This window comes from Bacillus cereus group sp. BfR-BA-01347, assembly GCF_022663835.1.
Taxonomy (GTDB): Bacteria; Bacillota; Bacilli; order Bacillales; family Bacillaceae_G; genus Bacillus_A; species Bacillus_A thuringiensis_K.
In genome coordinates, this window is sequence record NZ_JAKUGG010000006.1 from 182,504 (window position 1) to 198,306 (window position 15,803).

The following is a 15,803-nucleotide window of genomic DNA, read 5'->3' on the forward strand; positions in this document are numbered from 1 at the left end:
CATTATGCTTATATAGGTAAATTGTAAACAATCTTAGATGGGATGTGAAATTAAAACTACGCTGAATATTTGAAGGGAAATTTAAAATAATGTGGGAGAGTGAGAGATTGATACTTTACTAACAGATGGGTGTAATATTATAATAATTCTGACAAACTATGCAAACGCTTTCTTGGAAAGGGATGGTGTACAGATGTTTAAAAGAATAACAATAGTCGGATTGTCGATTGTTATGTTTTTACCTAGTATATATGGAGGGAGTAGAGCATATGCAGATACAGTTAACAATGGAACGCTAATGCAGTATTTTGAGTGGTACGCTCCGAATGATGGGAATCATTGGAATCGTTTGCGTACTGATGCTGAAAATTTAGCGCAAAAAGGAATTACATCTGTTTGGATACCACCTGCATATAAAGGAACTACGCAAAATGACGTAGGATATGGAGCATATGATTTATATGATTTGGGGGAATTCAATCAAAAGGGAACGGTGCGGACGAAATATGGGACGAAAGCACAATTGAGATCTGCAATTGACGCTTTACATAAGAAAAACATCGATGTATACGGTGATGTAGTTATGAATCATAAAGGTGGAGCTGATTATACGGAAACTGTCACAGCAGTTGAGGTAGACCCGAGCAATCGGAATATTGAAGTATCAGGTGATTATGAAATTAGTGCGTGGACGGGATTTAACTTTCCAGGGCGTGGAGATACTTATTCTAATTTCAAATGGAAATGGTATCATTTTGACGGAACGGATTGGGATGAAGGAAGGAAATTAAATCGAATTTATAAATTTAGGGGTATAGGTAAAGCGTGGGACTGGGAAGTGTCTAGCGAGAATGGAAATTATGATTATTTGATGTATGCGGATCTTGATTTTGATCATCCAGATGTGGTGAATGAAATGAAAAAATGGGGAATGTGGTATGCGAATGAATTAAATTTAGATGGTTTTCGTTTAGATGCTGTTAAACATATTGATCATGAATATTTGCGCGATTGGGTAAATCATGTTAGACAGCAAACTGGGAAAGAACTGTTTACAGTAGCTGAATATTGGCAAAATGATATCCAGACTTTAAATAATTATTTAGCGAAGGTTAATTATAATCAATCTGTGTTCGATGCACCACTTCATTATAATTTTCATTATGCTTCAACAGGAAATGGAAATTATGATATGAGAAATATTTTAAAAGGAACGGTAGTTGCGAATCATCCTACACTTGCGGTTACTCTAGTTGAAAATCATGATTCACAGCCTGGTCAGTCATTGGAATCTGTAGTGAGCCCTTGGTTCAAACCGCTGGCATATGCATTTATTTTAACGCGTGCAGAGGGGTATCCTTCTGTTTTCTATGGTGATTACTATGGTACAAAAGGAAATAGTAACTATGAAATTCCAGCGTTAAAGGACAAAATTGATCCGATTTTGACGGCACGAAAAAACTTTGCATATGGTACGCAGCGTGATTATTTTGATCATCCAGATGTGATTGGCTGGACAAGAGAAGGTGATAGTGTGCATGCTAATTCTGGTTTAGCAACATTAATCTCTGATGGACCAGGAGGATCGAAGTGGATGGATGTTGGAAAGAATAACGCAGGGGAAGTATGGTACGATGTTACGGGTAATCAAACAAATACTGTAACAATTAATAAGGATGGGTGGGGGCAGTTCCAAGTAAGTGGAGGATCAGTTTCCATATATGTTCAACAGTAATTTTGTGATGAAAAAGAAGAGGTAGACTGAAATATAAGTTTTCCTCTTCTTTTTATATTGTTATCATTCTTAAATTTTTATTTTCATAAACGAATTAGTCGACTTTTAAAACAACGAGAGATGCGTTGGAATAAATAATATCACCTGTGGCTTCTCTTATTCGTACTCGAAGAACATCCCCTTGATTTAAAGATAGTAAATCAGTTCTGGCAGATGTTGATCTTACCCCAGAACCACCACTAACTCGCGTTTCAATTGCGAATTGGATGGAATCGTTTATTGTAAGATTTAATATACTAGACGATATAGCTTGTATTACAAATACAATTGAAAAGGATACAGAGTACACGCCAGTGGTATCAATTGTAATAGAATTATTTAATGGATTTAGAGTAGTTCCATTAGCAGGTCCTGGGATTGTAAAATTAACATTTGTATTAACTACTGCTGAAAAACCGATTCCTACTTCAGAAGTTATTGTTCCAAATACGGGAAGAATCCCTAAACCAGTAACCCCAGTGGGACCAGTTATTCCAATTCCGGTAGGGCCAGTAACCCCAGTGGGACCAGTTATTCCAATTCCGGTAGGGCCAGTAACCCCAGTGGGGCCAGTTATTCCAATTCCGGTAGGACCAGTAACCCCGGTGGGACCAGTTATTCCGATTCCGGTAGGACCAGTAACCCCAGTGGGACCAGTTATTCCAATTCCGGTAAAACCTGTCGCACCGGTAGGGCCTGTGATTCCAGTAGGTCCAGTAGGGAAAGTAAATGGTGGAATTGATGGTAGTGTGGGACCAATTAAATTTGGTTCCAGAGCAGGTCCATGTAAAATATTATATTCTTCATTCATATAGTAACCTCCTATCATTGCTTGTCATAATTATTAAATGTATTAGGGGAAGGAAATGACATTCGCAATAGCGGAGGCGCTTCTTATAATTTCTCCTCAGCGAATATAGGTCTAATTTAAGAAATATTGAAGTGTAGAGTTGCGTACTACTGAAGTATGGCACCTTTACTTCTCACGTAACATATAGTATGATGATTTCAATAAATTAGATTTCAATGACTATAATATAACTTAATGAGAGGTGCTTTTTGTGAGTGCGGTAGGTATTAAATAGGAAAAATTTAATGAAATAAATCGGATAAGACCAGGGGATTTTTATGTACATCATACCCCTAATTTTGTCATGCATTTATTTCAAAACCTATGAAGATACCTACAATACTTTATAAAGCGTGTAATAAGGGACTGCCATCTATTTTTTATGGCTTATTTCCTCATATGTTATTACACATGCCTTGTAAATGTAAAAGCTGCGGTATCCCCGCAGCTTTTTTGTATATGTTTTTATTGTATAATTATGGAATTTTATATATGGCTCATTGGAATCTAATGAGTAGGTATCTTCATTTATGATAAAAATCAATCATAGTGAGGAGAAACAAAATGAATACGATGACTTTTGAAAAGTTACAATATAACGAATTAAAGGATATAGTGAAATCTTATTGTGTAAGTGGATTAGGTAAGGAATTATTAAACAAATTAGAGCCTAGTACGAGTATAAAAGTAGTGAGAAATCGCTTGAATGAAACGACAGAAGCACGAGCTATATTAGATGCAGAAGGGCATGTTCCTTTCTTCGGCATTTCTAATATTGCTAGTACAATTCAAAAATTAGAAAAAGGGATGATTTTAGATCCAGAAGAATTAGTCAGTGTTTCAGACTTTTTACGCGGATGTAGAAAGATTAAAAAGTTTATGTTAGATAAAGAATTTTTTGCACCAGTATTAGCTTCTTATGCAAATTCAATGACTGAATATAAAAGTATTGAAGAGGAAATTAACTTTTCAATTAAAGGAAATAGTATTGATGCAGCTGCAAGTAAAGAGTTAAAACGAATTCGAAATAATATCGATTCTGTAGATGGGAAAATAAAAGAACGTTTAACGAAGTTTTTAAATAGTAGTTCAAATAAGAAATTCATTCAGGAATTCTTTATTAGTAAAAAGGATGACCGTTATACGATTCCAATTAAATCTTCCTATAAAAACCAAGTTGCCGGAAGTATTATTGAAGCCTCGGCAAAAGGTTCTACTGTATTTATAGAACCACATACGGTTACGAAATTGAATGCAGAACTAGCAGGTTTGAAAGCAGAAGAAGCGGTTGAAGAATATCAAATTTTAGCGACTTTATCAGGAATGGTGTTAGAAAACATTTATAGTATAAAGATTAACATGGAGCTAATTAGTCAGTATGATATGGTATTTGCAAAAGCGAAGTTTAGTAAATCAATCAATGGAATAGAGCCGAAGTTAAATGATCATGGCTACATTCATTTAGTGAATTGTAAGCATCCGCTTTTAACAGGGCAAGTTGTACCCTTAAATTTTAAAATTGGTCAAGAGTATCGTAGTTTAATTATTACAGGGCCGAATGCGGGCGGAAAGACAATTGTGTTAAAAACGATTGGATTGTTAACATTAGCTACAATGTCAGGTCTTCATATTGCAGGAGATAAAGGTACAGAAATCGCTATTTTTGAAAATGTATTTGTAGATATTGGTGATAATCAAAGTATCGAAAACGCACTAAGTACATTTTCATCTCATATGAAAAATCTTTCTGAGATTATGAGCATGTCAAATAATAATACGTTACTTTTATTTGATGAAATAGGAAGCGGTACAGAACCGAATGAAGGTGCAGCACTTGCAATATCAATTTTAGAAGAGTTTTACCTTACGGGATGTATTACCGTTGCGAGTACGCATTACGGAGAAATTAAACGATTCTCAGAAATGCACGATGACTTTATGAATGCAGCGATGCAGTTTAATAGTGAAACGTTAGAGCCCCTTTATAAATTAGTTATCGGAAAATCAGGAGAAAGTAATGCACTTTGGATTGCGAATAAAATGAGCGTAAAAGAACATGTGCTGAAAAGAGCGAAAGAGTACATGGGAAATAAAGAGTACGCTTTAGAAAAAGTGAATGAAAGTAAAATTAGAAAACCGAAATTTGTACAAGAAAAAAGAGAATTTCATTATGAGTATAAAATCGGCGATCGTGTGAATTTATTAGATTATGATGATTTTGGTATTATCTATAAGGAAAAAGATAATTTTTATAACGTTGTTGTATATTATAACGGTGAATTTGTTGAAGTGAATATAAAACGTATTACGTTAGAGGTAGCAGCAAAGGAATTATACCCAGAGGGATATGATTTAAATACACTATTTGTCGATTATAAAGAAAGAAAAATGCAGCACGATATTGAGCGCGGATCGAAAAAAGCGCTTCGTAAAATCCAAAAAGAAATAAGAAAGAATAGAGGATAATATAGAATGGTAACGATTAGACAAGAGCAAAAAAACGATTATAGAAAAACAGAAGAAGTGGTACAACAAGCATTTTTACATGAAGAATTTAGTGATAAAACAGAACATGCACTTGTAAAACGTATTAGAGAATGTGACGCGTTTGTTCCGGAGTTATCAATTGTTGCGGTAGATGAAGATATAGTTGGTCACATTATGTTATCGAAAATTACAATAGAACAAGGTGGAACTTCTGTAGAATCGTTAGCACTTGCACCAGTTTCAGTTGTTAGGGACCATCAGAAGAAAGGAATTGGTGGAAAACTGATTACGGTTGCTTTAGAAAAAGCGAAAGAACTTGGATACGGATCAGTTGTAGTGTTAGGACATCCAGGGTACTATCCGAAATTTGGCTTTAAGAAAGCAAGTGAGTGGAATATAAAAGCACCATTTGAAGTGCCAGATGAAGTGTTTATGGTGATTGAGCTAAGCGAGAACGCTCTGCAAGGTGTAGAAGGAGTTGTGCAATATTCGAGTGCTTTTGCTGAGTAAGAGTATCGGTTGAAAATATAATCATAAAAGATGCTATCTTTTTGTAGGGATATACAGAAAGATAGCTTTTTTTATTAAGTAAATCTACTTACGTATATTTTGCTCAATGAATAATTAAGGTGGTAAAATTGATATAGAAATGTAAAGGGAGAGAATTGAATGAAGAATCGAGAAACAGATAGCAATGAGAATGTAGTTACGTTATATGTTACAAGGCACGGTAAAACAATATTAAATACGAACCATCGCGCGCAAGGTTGGGCAGACTCTCCGTTAGTAGAAAAAGGTGTGGAAGTTGCCTCTAATTTAGGAACGGGATTAAAAGATGTTCATTTTGCGAATGCATATAGTAGTGATAGCGGCCGAGCGATTGAAACTGCTAATTTAGTATTAAAATATAGTGAGCAAACAAAGTTAAAACTTAAGAAAAGAAAAAATTTACGAGAATTAAATTTTGGTATTTTTGAAGGTGAAAAACTTGAAAATATGTGGGATGTGGTTGGAAAAGCTGCGGGCGTTGCATCACCAGAAGAACTTATGAAGTTTTCTATTCAAGAAGTGATTAATCTTATTAGAGCAGCGGACCCTACAAAACAGGCGGAAGATTGGGAATTATTTTCTACTCGTATAAAAGCAGAGATTGATAAAATTAGTGAAGAATCTGCTGCAAATGGTGGCGGTAACGTTTTAGTTGTCGTTCATGGGCTTTTGATTACTACCTTAATAGAAATGTTAGACAGTAGCAAAACAAAACTTGGAGTAGAAAATGCTAGTGTGACGAAGATTGTATATAAAGACGGAACATACACAGTCGAGTCGGTTGGAGATATGAGCTATGTTGCAAAAGGGAAAGAAAGTGTGGAAATATAAAAATAAGGAAAGGAAGGTAGAGAAATCTAGCTTCCTTTCCTTATTTTTTAATATATCATTTATTAATTTGAATCGGAATATTCCGTTAAAAATGAACTATGAAAATTATTGTAATGGTATAATTAGAGAGTAGGAACAACAAATTAGTTTGCAGTGTATTGGAGGGACATTAGCCTTACATTTCATCTCGGAATCTAAAGTAAGTATACGAGAAATAAAAAAAGTAAGGAATGTGTGAATATGGGTGGTACATGGTATGTGATTTATGTTCAGTTCTAAGAAGAAAAGAATATTAACAATTATATGGAGAAGTGATTATGTTGATTAAATTGGTTCATTTGTTATTTGGAAAACCGTGTGAAAAAGGTGATTCGTTCTAAACTAAGTTTCCACGTTTTATTTATTGGAGTGCAGTTGTATTTTATTTTTTTGGAATGCTATTATTTGGGATTCTTTCTTTTATTGATACTGTATTTATTGGATCGTTGATATTAGGAGGTTTGTTCTTTCCTTTAATATTTAGATTCGTTTATTATATAAACTTAAAAATGAGGGGCCTAGAAAGAGAAGCGTAGAGAAAAAATATAAATAACAGGGTTATTGAAAAGAAGCGAGATTGAACATAAATAATGTTAAAAAAGGAAGCAAAGAAATACATTCTAGCTTCCTTTTTTTATTGGAATAATTATGGGATTAATAAAATCTTCCCTGTGCTTTTTCTGTTCTCTAATAATTCATGAGCACGGGCACCATCTTGTAAAGAGAAGGTAGTAGGACTTGCGATCTTTAATTTTTCGGTCGTAATCCATTCGAATAATTGAGAGGAGCGTTCTTTTCTCTCTTCATAAGATGTAAGCACGTTCCAAAGGTCTCCGCCAGTTAAAGTTTTCGAAGTATCCATAAGCATACGCGGATCAACGGGCGTAGGATTACCGCCAGCCATTCCGTAAAATACGACAGTACCACCAGTTTTAGTTGCGCTAAAACTTTCCTCTAGCGTAGAACCTACTGATTCATATACAACATTTACTCCATCACCGTTTGTTATTTCAAGTACTTTCGCAGGCCATGCTTCCTTATATAAAAATACGTGATCAGCACCAGCTAATGTAGCTATTTGTGCTTTTTCTTTTGATGATGTGAGGCCGATTACTTTTCCGCCTAGTAGTTTAATTATTTGGATAAGAAGTTGCCCAACACCTCCAGCAGCAGCGTGTACTAAAGCTATATCACCTTGTTTTATTTGATAGCTATCTTTCGTTAAATAATGTGCTGTTAATCCTTGTAATAAGACAGAAGCGGCTGTTTTAAAAGAGATAGAATCTGGAAGCTTAATTGCTTTCTTCGATGGAACGGCAACTAGTTCTGCATTTGCAAATGGAACGTCAGCAAATGCAATACGATCTCCAGGATTAATATTCGTAACGTCAGCTCCTACTTTTTCTACAATGCCAGCCCCTTCATAACCTAATATATACGGTGGGTTGCCACCGAGATGATAATCACCGCGACGTCTATAAATGTCGGCGAAATTTAAACCGATTGCTTTCGTGCGGACAAAAATTTCATTTGGATTTATGATTGGATCATTTAGTTCTTTATATTGTAGTACATCCGGATTTCCGAACTGTTCGAAACAAATTGCTTTCATATGGAATACCTCCATTTTTATTGTTTGTAGATGCTCTTTATCATACAATACAAATATCAATAGACAAAGAGGATTATTTCGATGAAATCAATCGGGAATATCGATTGAAAAGAGGGATGATAAATGGAGATAAAACAATTAATTACATTTAAAGTAGCGGCGGATACTTTGAATTTTACACAAACTGCGAAGAAATTAAACTTTGCTCAATCGAGTGTGACAGCGCAAATTAAAACGTTAGAAGCTGAGCTAGGTACGCCGTTATTTGAAAGATTAGGAAAACGTCTTTTCTTAACTGAAGCAGGTAGGAAGTTTCAACTATATGCCGACAAGATGATTGCGCTCAGCAACGAAGCAAAAATGGCTGTGAAAGATGATGAAGAAATAGCAGGTACGTTAATAATTGGTGCGCAAGAAAGCCAATGTACATATAGACTTCCTTCTATATTAAAGAGGTTTAAAGCACAATTTCCTCAAATAAAGCTTATATTTAAACCAGCGCATTCCAATAAAGATGCGAAGGAACAATTGATGGAGGGAAAAGTCGATCTTGCCTTTATTTTGGACGAATGTAAAACAGAAGATGCTTTACATGTGGAGCCGCTTATGAAAGAAGAATTAAAAGTAGTAGCTGCTTCAGGACATCACTTACTCGAGAAAGCTTCCGTTTTTACAAAAGATTTAGAAAGTGAGACGTTATTGCTAACAGAGCTAGGATGCTCGTACCGGACTTTATTTGAAGAGCTATTTCGTACAGAAGATGTGTATCCAGCAAATAAAATTGAGTTCGTTAGTGTCGAAGCAATTAAACAATGTGTTATTGCAGATTTAGGAATAGCTGTGTTACCAGCAATAGTAGTAGAAAAAGATATACGAGAGGGGACGATAAAAGAGTTACATTTAGAAAATGAAATCTCACCGATTTATACACAAATTGCTTGGCATAAAGATAAATGGATGACAGCGCCACTGCAGCAATTTATTGATGTAACGAGGGAGTTTCTTACAACGGATTAAGTGGAGAAATATTTATTTTATATAATAGTAAAAATGGCAATTTTGTATAAAGAACCGATGCTTGCATGAAACGAGTATCGGTTCTTTTATGTTTTAAATAAAGAATGCTATAACATGTGTATTTCTCAACTTTTTTTCTTAGACGATTACGTAAATTTCTTCGTATATTCCAATAATCATAAGGAAATTTACAACGTTTATTCGTTTCTGTAAGATGCCTCTAGGAAGCATGAAAGGAGGGGCGTACATAGGGGATAGATTGTCTTTATTATACGTACTTTTTTTGAGGGAGGAAATTGAAAATGTTTAAAAAGTTAATGAAAGTATGTGTATTAAGTGTAGCGAGTGTAGGGGTATTATTTAGTTTCCAAGGAAGTACATTTGCAGCTACTGATTTAAGTAGTTATTATGACGGGAAAAATCCAGCAACAACGAAAGTATACGGAGGCAGTACAACGTGTGATGCAGATGGATTTAATGCAAAGTCTACAGCGGTGTACGAAGGTAGTAAAAAAGTAGGGACAGTGTATTTACGTTACAGTAATAAATGTCATGCAGCTTGGGCTAAGTTTGTTTTAGATCAACCAGCACCAGCTGTTTCTGGAGGAGTGTATGCGTACGCTGTTGTGAATAAATATAAAAATGGTGTATTCCAAAAATCAGTCACTTCCAATCAGGGGAACGGGACAATAAAAACAGGTCAAACGAGTACGTATACAGGAATGGTATTTGATTTAACTGCTGATTTCGGATACACAGCAGATGCTGAAGCAGTTACTTTTAATAACGGTTATGGAAAAACAGGACGCTATTAAAAAGGAGCGGAGTGCTATGAAACTTTTAATAAAGGTAAGTACATGTTTCTGTCTATCATTGCTCGTTTTAACTAGTATGTTTAGCACGACGAATAATGATAAAGCATATGCAGAAGACCATTCATATGATGGGAAAAGTCCATATTACAATAGCTGCGATCAATCAGCAGTAACGAAAGAAAAGAAGTGGATTGATTCCAATTCTTATGTGGAATTAAAATTTAGCACAACGTGTAAGACAGCGTGGGCAAAAGTTACAGTAACTCGTGCAGCAGTATATAATAACGAAGCTGATGCAAGAATCGTAAGAAAAACAGATGGAAAGGCATATACTTGCGGGAGTGCTGGAGGAAATGGTGTTGTGAATAAAGGGCAAACATCATGCTATACACCAATGGTATATGATTTAGATCCAAGAAAGGCGCAAGCGCAAGGGAAACATGCTATTCCAAATAGTGATGCATATAATTATGCGGAGACTATTTGGTATTGATGGGGATATGGAGATTGTAAGATAGAATATTTTAAGAGCATGTTTTGATTGGATTTCAAAACATGCTCGTTTTTGTTTGAATGCGAATGATCCAAGCCAGTATCGATAGCAATCGGCTACATGAATATGAGTCTTTATAATGCTACCGCTTCCGAAATTAGGAACTGTGCTATGTAATTTTTCTACTGGGATTTCTTCCAAAAATGAAAATAGAGTTTCTCTTGTAGAGCTAATAAGATTATATTGCTGTTTTAAAATATGTAACATGCAAGTACACTCCTCTTTTATTTACATAGTAAGTAATTCTATATTTACGAGGAGTGAACCTTTTTATTATTTTTAATAAGCATATTAGATGTATTTCTTATTTGTTTCTGATAGATTAAACAAGGTGAAACTTTAATAAATTGAACATTCTTAGTTCATAATAAATGGTACATGAAGAAGGAGAACGATCAAATGAATAGACTAGTTGGCTTAAAACAATTTGAAATAACGCGTGGAGAATTGCTTAAATTTATGGAGACGTTAGACGATAAAACTGTAGATACACAGCCAGAGGGTTTTAACAATACAATTCGCTGGCATATCGGTCATGTATTAACGGCAGCAGAAGTTTTCATGTTTGGAAAAGAATTTAAACAATTACCAACTGAATATCCAGGTATGTTTGGGTATGGATCAAGACCGTCTAAATGGAAAACAGAAGGACCATCATTAGACGTGTTAATGGCTCAATTAAAAGAACAAGCAAAACGTATTAACGAAATTCCAGCAGAAGCATTTGAAAATAAACTGCCAGAGCCGTTCTTAGGACTAGAAACAGTTGGTGAGCTTTACGGTATGATGCTTTATCATGAAGCTGATCATATTGGGCAAATGAAGGCGATGGAACGTATTGTTAAAGTTCTTTAGTTCTTAATTGCATATAACAAGCAATACAGGTGTAATGTTAAATAATATATACAAAAAAGGTAGATAAATTATTATCTACCTTTTTTGTATAACTTCTTGAAGGATTAGAGAATTTTATAATTTTTTATGTTGTGATTATTAATTATAGTATTCCTAAATATGGAATATACGTATAATAATAGAGAAGAACTAGAAATAGGGGTGAATACTATGATTACATTAGAACAAAAGTTGGAGCAATATAAACATACATATGTACAGTTAAAGGGAGAACTAAAATGGAAAACGAGTGATTCTCGAACAGGAATGATGATTGCTGCTATGTATGCAGGTAGTGATAAATTGTTTGATCTCGGACGTTTTTTAGAAATTAGTAGTTATATTAAGAATGAGGTAGGGATGTTTTCATACTTAAAGTCTTATCATCGTTTTGTAGTGGCCGCAACATTAGATATTCACTTTACAGATTACAAGGAAGCTTTTCGCACGTTTTTAGATTTATATGAACAATTGGTCACTGGTGGCTTTAGCCGGAGTATATTTACTTATCTCGCAGCAGCTGTGCTTTTAACAGAAGAAAATGAACAGCATGGCGCGCACATTCAGCGTTCGATGCAAGTATATAAACGCATGAAAAAGGATCACCTCTTTCTTACAAGTACAAATGATTATCCGCTCGCGGTTTTATTAGCAGGACAATCAGAGAATGTAGAAACACTTATGGACCGAGTGGAACGTCTTTATCAGAAACTAGCGACAGCTGGTTTACGTAAAGGGAATGATCTTCAATTTTTGAGTCATATTCTTTCATTAAAGAAGGATGTCAGGGAAGAACTATTAGTTGCAAAATGCACAAATATATGGAATTTGTTAAAGCAAGAAAAGGTAAAAGTAAAACAGATGCATTACCCAGCTATCGGGCTACTAGCGTTACTCGAGGACGGAGAAAAAGAGATTCATTCTATTCGAGCATTTATTGAAAAATTGCAGGGGGATAAATTGTTCCGTTGGCATACAGATACAAATATTCTTATTGCTATTCAACTGTTCGTAAGTCAGAAAGGTGAGGAAAGTAAAGCTACTAACACAGGTTTACAAACAATGATAGAAGTCCTCATACAAGCACAACAGGCAGCCATGATGGCAACGATTGCCGCTTCATCTGTAGCAACATCTTCTGCTAGTAGCAGTTCATAATGTGTAATTGCTTATACTCTTGTAAATTATAACTCCCTTGATAAGGACGGTTTAAAAAATATTACTAAAAACAATTAGCTCATCACTCTCTAATGAGTGATGGGAACTGTTTTTACATAATCAGCATTATCTTTTTGATTCCTTCAAATGTTTGAGCTGCGTGACAATCATAATGCTAATAACAACGAGTAAAAACCATGAACTAATTTTGCTTAAGTGAACGAGACTCCATGCTTCCCGTTGATTTGGATATTGCCATGCTCCGAAAAATGTTGCGATGTTCTCTGCAATCCAAATGAAAAATCCGATAAGGAAAAAGGAGAGAACGAGTGGCATTTTATATGTAACGCCTTGTAATGAAAATTGTACAAATGTGCGAGAGAAAACGATGAATAGAAGTAAAGTTAAGAACCATCTAAAATCGTATAGAAAATGATGCGTGAAAAAATTGAAGTAAATCATTGCTCCTAATGGCACGATAAAAATAGCTTTCGGCCAATAATGCATTTGTAAATGCAACCTCCTCCACGCTTGGCATATGTAACTGGCGACACTTGCATACATAAAACCACTGTAAAGCGGAACTCCAAAAATCTTTGAATACGCCTCTTCAGGATAAATCCACGAACCGAAATGTACCTTATATATTTCTAGTAGAAGGCCAATGAGGTGGAAGACAGTAATTACTTTTAGCTCGTCTTTTGTTTCAAGTCCAGTTTTGTACATAATCCACTGCATAAGAAGACATACGATGAGTATAAAATCATAGCGGTATAACCCTGGGATAGAAATGATTTTTGATAGGGCTAGTGTTAAGAAAATAACGACTGGGAATAAACAAGATAATGCTTGCTCGTAAGTGAAATGTAATAGTTGTTTTATATAGAACATTGTGTCTCCTTTATTTTTGTTAGAAAACTCAAAATAATGACTAAGTATACTACAATTTAAAAAATAAACCAGTAGTCTATTTTGCATGTATTTGTAAGTTTTAGAGGGGAATTGTAATAAGTATTTTAATATATAACAAAGTAAAAAATAGTTTGCTATTTAAAAAAAGTGGGGATATAATATCTAAATGAAAATGATAATTATTATCAATATTAATTATAAATAAAAAATAATTATAAAAAACAACTGAATATAAAGGATGAAATGAAACATGTTACATAAGTCTACTATACGTGCTGGCAATAACCGCTGGATACATATTAAGTTAATATGTTTTATGAGCTTAACAATTATATGTTTAATTGGATCTATATTTTTGGCCGTCGCATTTGGTGCAAAGGATATTCATTTGCAAACGGTGTGGACAGCGGTTTTTGATTACAATCCGAAATTAACGCAGCATCAAATCATTTACGAATTAAGGCTCCCAAGGGTAATTGGCGCAGCAGTTGTAGGGGCAGCTTTTGCGGTCGCTGGAGCGGTTATGCAAGGAGTAACACGAAATCCTTTAGCTGATGCAGGTGTACTTGGCATAAATGCAGGAGCGATGTTTGTAGTAGCACTTAGTTTTGCTTTTTTTCCGCATATGCCGTATTCCTATTTAATGATTGTTTCCTTTATTGGAGCAGTCTTAAGTACAGTACTTATTTTTGTTATTGGATCAGCAACATCAGGTGGGTTAACACCAATGAGGTTAACGATTGCTGGAGCTGTTATGGCAGCGCTTTTACATTCATTAAGTTCAGGTGTTGCGATTTATTATGATTTAAGCCAAGATTTAGCGTTTTGGTATGCTGGTGGTGTTGCAGGGGTTAAGTGGGAACACTTGAAATTTTTAGTCCCTATTATTCTTATAACGATTATTTTTGCAATAGTGTTAGGGAGATCTATTTCACTCATATCAATGGGGGATGATGTTGCTACAAATTTAGGAGTGAAAACGAACCGAACGAGAATACTAGGGATGATTATAGTAGTTATTCTAGCAGGTGTTTCTGTTTCAGCTGTTGGTTCTATTGGATTTGTAGGACTAGTTATCCCCCACATTGCTAGAAAATTAGTTGGTGTGAATTATAGACTCATTATTCCTATGTCAGCGTTATTAGGAGCTATGTTATTAGTTTTAGCTGATTTAGGGGCAAGAACAGTAAACCCTCCTAAAGAACTTGCGATAGGAATTATGGTAGCTCTTGTTGGAGTTCCGTTCTTCCTCTATATAGCACGTAAAGTTGGGAGGGAGCTATAAGTGAAGGGTCTTATTAACACAGATAAAAAAAGAGCCATTACTGTAACTACAATTTTTGGTTGTATTAGTATCGCTGTCATTTTACTTAGCTTAAATACAGGGACACTTAGCATTGCACCGCTCAAAGTAATTCAAACGCTTTTCGGTTATGGTGATTTTGAAAGTGCAACCGTGCTATACGATTATCGTATGCCAAGAATTATAATCACAATGTTAGCCGGTATTGGCCTTGGGATTTCCGGTGCGATTTTGCAAGGATTATCCCGTAATGCACTTGCAGACCCTGGTATTCTTGGACTGCATTCAGGTGCATCTTTCGGGCTAATTATATTCGTTACATTCTTTCATTCTATTAATGAAAGTGCATCTATTTTAATACCGTTATTTACATTTGGCGGAGGAGTATTAGCTGCATTTCTTATTATTTTACTTGCGAGTGATCGGTCAAATGGTTTACTTCCCATTAGACTTATTCTCGTTGGTATTGCAGTTTCAGCTGGTTTTAGTGCAATTTCGTTATTTTTCTCTCTCAAGTTAAATGATGAGACGTATACATTCGCTTCTAGATGGCTAGTTGGTAACGTGTGGGGAAGGGATTGGATTCATGTCCTTGCATTATTACCTTGGATTTTCATACTAACCCCTTATGCGTGGCTAAAATCTAAAACGTTAAATGCATTGTCACTAGGTGATAGTGTAGCGGCGGGACTTGGTGTTTCTGTTCAAAAAGAACGGTTATTACTTTTAGCTACAGCGGTTGGATTATCTTGCGCAAGTGTATCGATGGCAGGAGGGATTGGTTTTATCGGTTTAGTTGCTCCGCATATCGCAAGGAAGTTAGTAGGTACTACATATCAACACTTTCTTCCTTTAGCTAGCATTATCGGAATGATTATTTTAGTGCTAGCAGATACGATAGGTCGTTCTATATTTGAGCCAAACTCTATTCCAGCTGGTGTAGTAGTGGCGGCATTAGGAGCACCGTATTTTCTTTATTTACTTACAAAAACAAAATAAATACTTCAAA

Annotated in this window: 14 protein-coding genes and 1 pseudogene; 11 read left to right on the plus strand and 4 right to left on the minus strand. The window is 35.2% G+C overall.

The annotated features are described in order from the left end of the window. Positions 1 to 193 precede the first annotated feature (193 nt). Positions 194 to 1,735 carry an alpha-amylase gene (gene amyS / locus MR143_RS12420; RefSeq protein WP_000476394.1) on the plus strand — a complete coding sequence of 514 codons (1,542 nt, stop codon included), beginning with the start codon at positions 194 to 196 and terminating at the stop codon, positions 1,733 to 1,735. Positions 1,736 to 1,829: 94 nt separating this feature from the next. Here amyS and MR143_RS32950 read toward each other — a convergent pair whose 3' ends face one another. Continuing rightward, positions 1,830 to 2,585, minus strand: a complete 756-nt coding sequence (locus tag MR143_RS32950) for an exosporium leader peptide-containing protein (RefSeq protein ID WP_089148888.1) — start codon at positions 2,583 to 2,585, stop codon at positions 1,830 to 1,832. A gap of 603 nt (positions 2,586 to 3,188) precedes the next feature. On the opposite strand from MR143_RS32950, the gene MR143_RS12430 reads away from it, so the two are divergent. The 3 genes from MR143_RS12430 (at position 3,189) to MR143_RS12440 (ending at position 6,491) form a co-directional block, all read left to right on the plus strand. Then, on the plus strand, positions 3,189 to 5,090 hold the full coding sequence (locus MR143_RS12430; RefSeq protein ID WP_001095192.1) for an endonuclease MutS2: 1,902 nt from the start codon (positions 3,189 to 3,191) through the stop codon (positions 5,088 to 5,090). 6 nt (positions 5,091 to 5,096) lie between these two features. After that, on the plus strand, positions 5,097 to 5,621 hold the full coding sequence (locus MR143_RS12435) for a GNAT family N-acetyltransferase (RefSeq protein ID WP_000256483.1): 525 nt from the start codon (positions 5,097 to 5,099) through the stop codon (positions 5,619 to 5,621). Positions 5,622 to 5,780: 159 nt separating this feature from the next. Beyond that, complete coding sequence (locus MR143_RS12440; RefSeq protein ID WP_000797115.1) at positions 5,781 to 6,491, plus strand: histidine phosphatase family protein; 711 nt, start codon at positions 5,781 to 5,783, stop codon at positions 6,489 to 6,491. A gap of 685 nt (positions 6,492 to 7,176) precedes the next feature. On the opposite strand, the gene MR143_RS12445 is transcribed toward MR143_RS12440, so the two are convergent. After that, positions 7,177 to 8,142, minus strand: coding sequence for a quinone oxidoreductase family protein (locus MR143_RS12445; protein ID WP_000643677.1), 966 nt, complete (start codon positions 8,140 to 8,142; stop codon positions 7,177 to 7,179). 123 nt (positions 8,143 to 8,265) lie between these two features. On the opposite strand from MR143_RS12445, the gene MR143_RS12450 reads away from it, so the two are divergent. The 3 genes from MR143_RS12450 (at position 8,266) to MR143_RS12460 (ending at position 10,467) form a co-directional block, all read left to right on the plus strand. Continuing rightward, a complete protein-coding gene (locus tag MR143_RS12450) occupies positions 8,266 to 9,159 on the plus strand; it encodes a LysR family transcriptional regulator (RefSeq protein ID WP_000403879.1) in 894 nt (297 codons plus the stop codon). A gap of 302 nt (positions 9,160 to 9,461) precedes the next feature. Beyond that, the gene (locus MR143_RS12455; protein ID WP_000473750.1) at positions 9,462 to 9,974 is read left to right on the plus strand and encodes a YjfA family protein; all 513 of its coding nucleotides are present in this window, start codon (positions 9,462 to 9,464) and stop codon (positions 9,972 to 9,974) included. A 16-nt stretch (positions 9,975 to 9,990) separates the two neighbouring features. Then, on the plus strand, positions 9,991 to 10,467 hold the full coding sequence (locus MR143_RS12460) for a DUF2690 domain-containing protein (RefSeq protein ID WP_000770759.1): 477 nt from the start codon (positions 9,991 to 9,993) through the stop codon (positions 10,465 to 10,467). Positions 10,468 to 10,512: 45 nt separating this feature from the next. Here MR143_RS12460 and MR143_RS33430 read toward each other — a convergent pair. Then, positions 10,513 to 10,734: pseudogene (locus MR143_RS33430) on the minus strand (DinB family protein); the annotation flags it as partial. A gap of 171 nt (positions 10,735 to 10,905) precedes the next feature. Here MR143_RS33430 and MR143_RS12470 point away from each other — a divergent pair. Beyond that, entirely contained in the window at positions 10,906 to 11,382 is a 477-nt protein-coding gene (locus tag MR143_RS12470) for a DinB family protein (RefSeq protein ID WP_152664942.1), read from the plus strand. A 159-nt stretch (positions 11,383 to 11,541) separates the two neighbouring features. Beyond that, positions 11,542 to 12,579: a DUF4003 domain-containing protein gene (locus tag MR143_RS12475; RefSeq protein WP_002164117.1), complete on the plus strand. Its 1,038-nt coding sequence runs from the start codon at positions 11,542 to 11,544 to the stop codon at positions 12,577 to 12,579. 126 nt (positions 12,580 to 12,705) lie between these two features. Here the strand turns inward: MR143_RS12475 and MR143_RS12480 are convergent, their stop codons facing one another. Next, positions 12,706 to 13,470, minus strand: coding sequence for a DUF817 domain-containing protein (locus MR143_RS12480; RefSeq protein WP_000499381.1), 765 nt, complete (start codon positions 13,468 to 13,470; stop codon positions 12,706 to 12,708). 271 nt (positions 13,471 to 13,741) lie between these two features. Here MR143_RS12480 and MR143_RS12485 point away from each other — a divergent pair, with 271 nt between their 5' ends. After that, positions 13,742 to 14,776, plus strand: a complete 1,035-nt coding sequence (locus tag MR143_RS12485) for a FecCD family ABC transporter permease (RefSeq protein ID WP_000902712.1) — start codon at positions 13,742 to 13,744, stop codon at positions 14,774 to 14,776. Beyond that, positions 14,777 to 15,793 carry a FecCD family ABC transporter permease gene (locus MR143_RS12490; protein ID WP_000677271.1) on the plus strand — a complete coding sequence of 339 codons (1,017 nt, stop codon included), beginning with the start codon at positions 14,777 to 14,779 and terminating at the stop codon, positions 15,791 to 15,793. The last annotated feature ends 10 nt before the right edge of the window (positions 15,794 to 15,803 follow it).

What these genes read in the sequence shown, in the direction of transcription:
- amyS (WP_000476394.1), top strand. Translation starts at nt 194, where the DNA reads ATGTTTAAAAGAATAACAATAGTCGGATTGTCGATTGTTATGTTTTTA.
- MR143_RS32950 (WP_089148888.1), bottom strand. Translation starts at nt 2,585, where the DNA reads ATGAATGAAGAATATAATATTTTACATGGACCTGCTCTGGAACCAAAT.
- MR143_RS12430 (WP_001095192.1), top strand. Translation starts at nt 3,189, where the DNA reads ATGAATACGATGACTTTTGAAAAGTTACAATATAACGAATTAAAGGAT.
- MR143_RS12435 (WP_000256483.1), top strand. Translation starts at nt 5,097, where the DNA reads ATGGTAACGATTAGACAAGAGCAAAAAAACGATTATAGAAAAACAGAA.
- MR143_RS12440 (WP_000797115.1), top strand. Translation starts at nt 5,781, where the DNA reads ATGAAGAATCGAGAAACAGATAGCAATGAGAATGTAGTTACGTTATAT.
- MR143_RS12445 (WP_000643677.1), bottom strand. Translation starts at nt 8,142, where the DNA reads ATGAAAGCAATTTGTTTCGAACAGTTCGGAAATCCGGATGTACTACAA.
- MR143_RS12450 (WP_000403879.1), top strand. Translation starts at nt 8,266, where the DNA reads ATGGAGATAAAACAATTAATTACATTTAAAGTAGCGGCGGATACTTTG.
- MR143_RS12455 (WP_000473750.1), top strand. Translation starts at nt 9,462, where the DNA reads ATGTTTAAAAAGTTAATGAAAGTATGTGTATTAAGTGTAGCGAGTGTA.
- MR143_RS12460 (WP_000770759.1), top strand. Translation starts at nt 9,991, where the DNA reads ATGAAACTTTTAATAAAGGTAAGTACATGTTTCTGTCTATCATTGCTC.
- MR143_RS12470 (WP_152664942.1), top strand. Translation starts at nt 10,906, where the DNA reads ATGAAGAAGGAGAACGATCAAATGAATAGACTAGTTGGCTTAAAACAA.
- MR143_RS12475 (WP_002164117.1), top strand. Translation starts at nt 11,542, where the DNA reads ATGGAATATACGTATAATAATAGAGAAGAACTAGAAATAGGGGTGAAT.
- MR143_RS12480 (WP_000499381.1), bottom strand. Translation starts at nt 13,470, where the DNA reads ATGTTCTATATAAAACAACTATTACATTTCACTTACGAGCAAGCATTA.
- MR143_RS12485 (WP_000902712.1), top strand. Translation starts at nt 13,742, where the DNA reads ATGTTACATAAGTCTACTATACGTGCTGGCAATAACCGCTGGATACAT.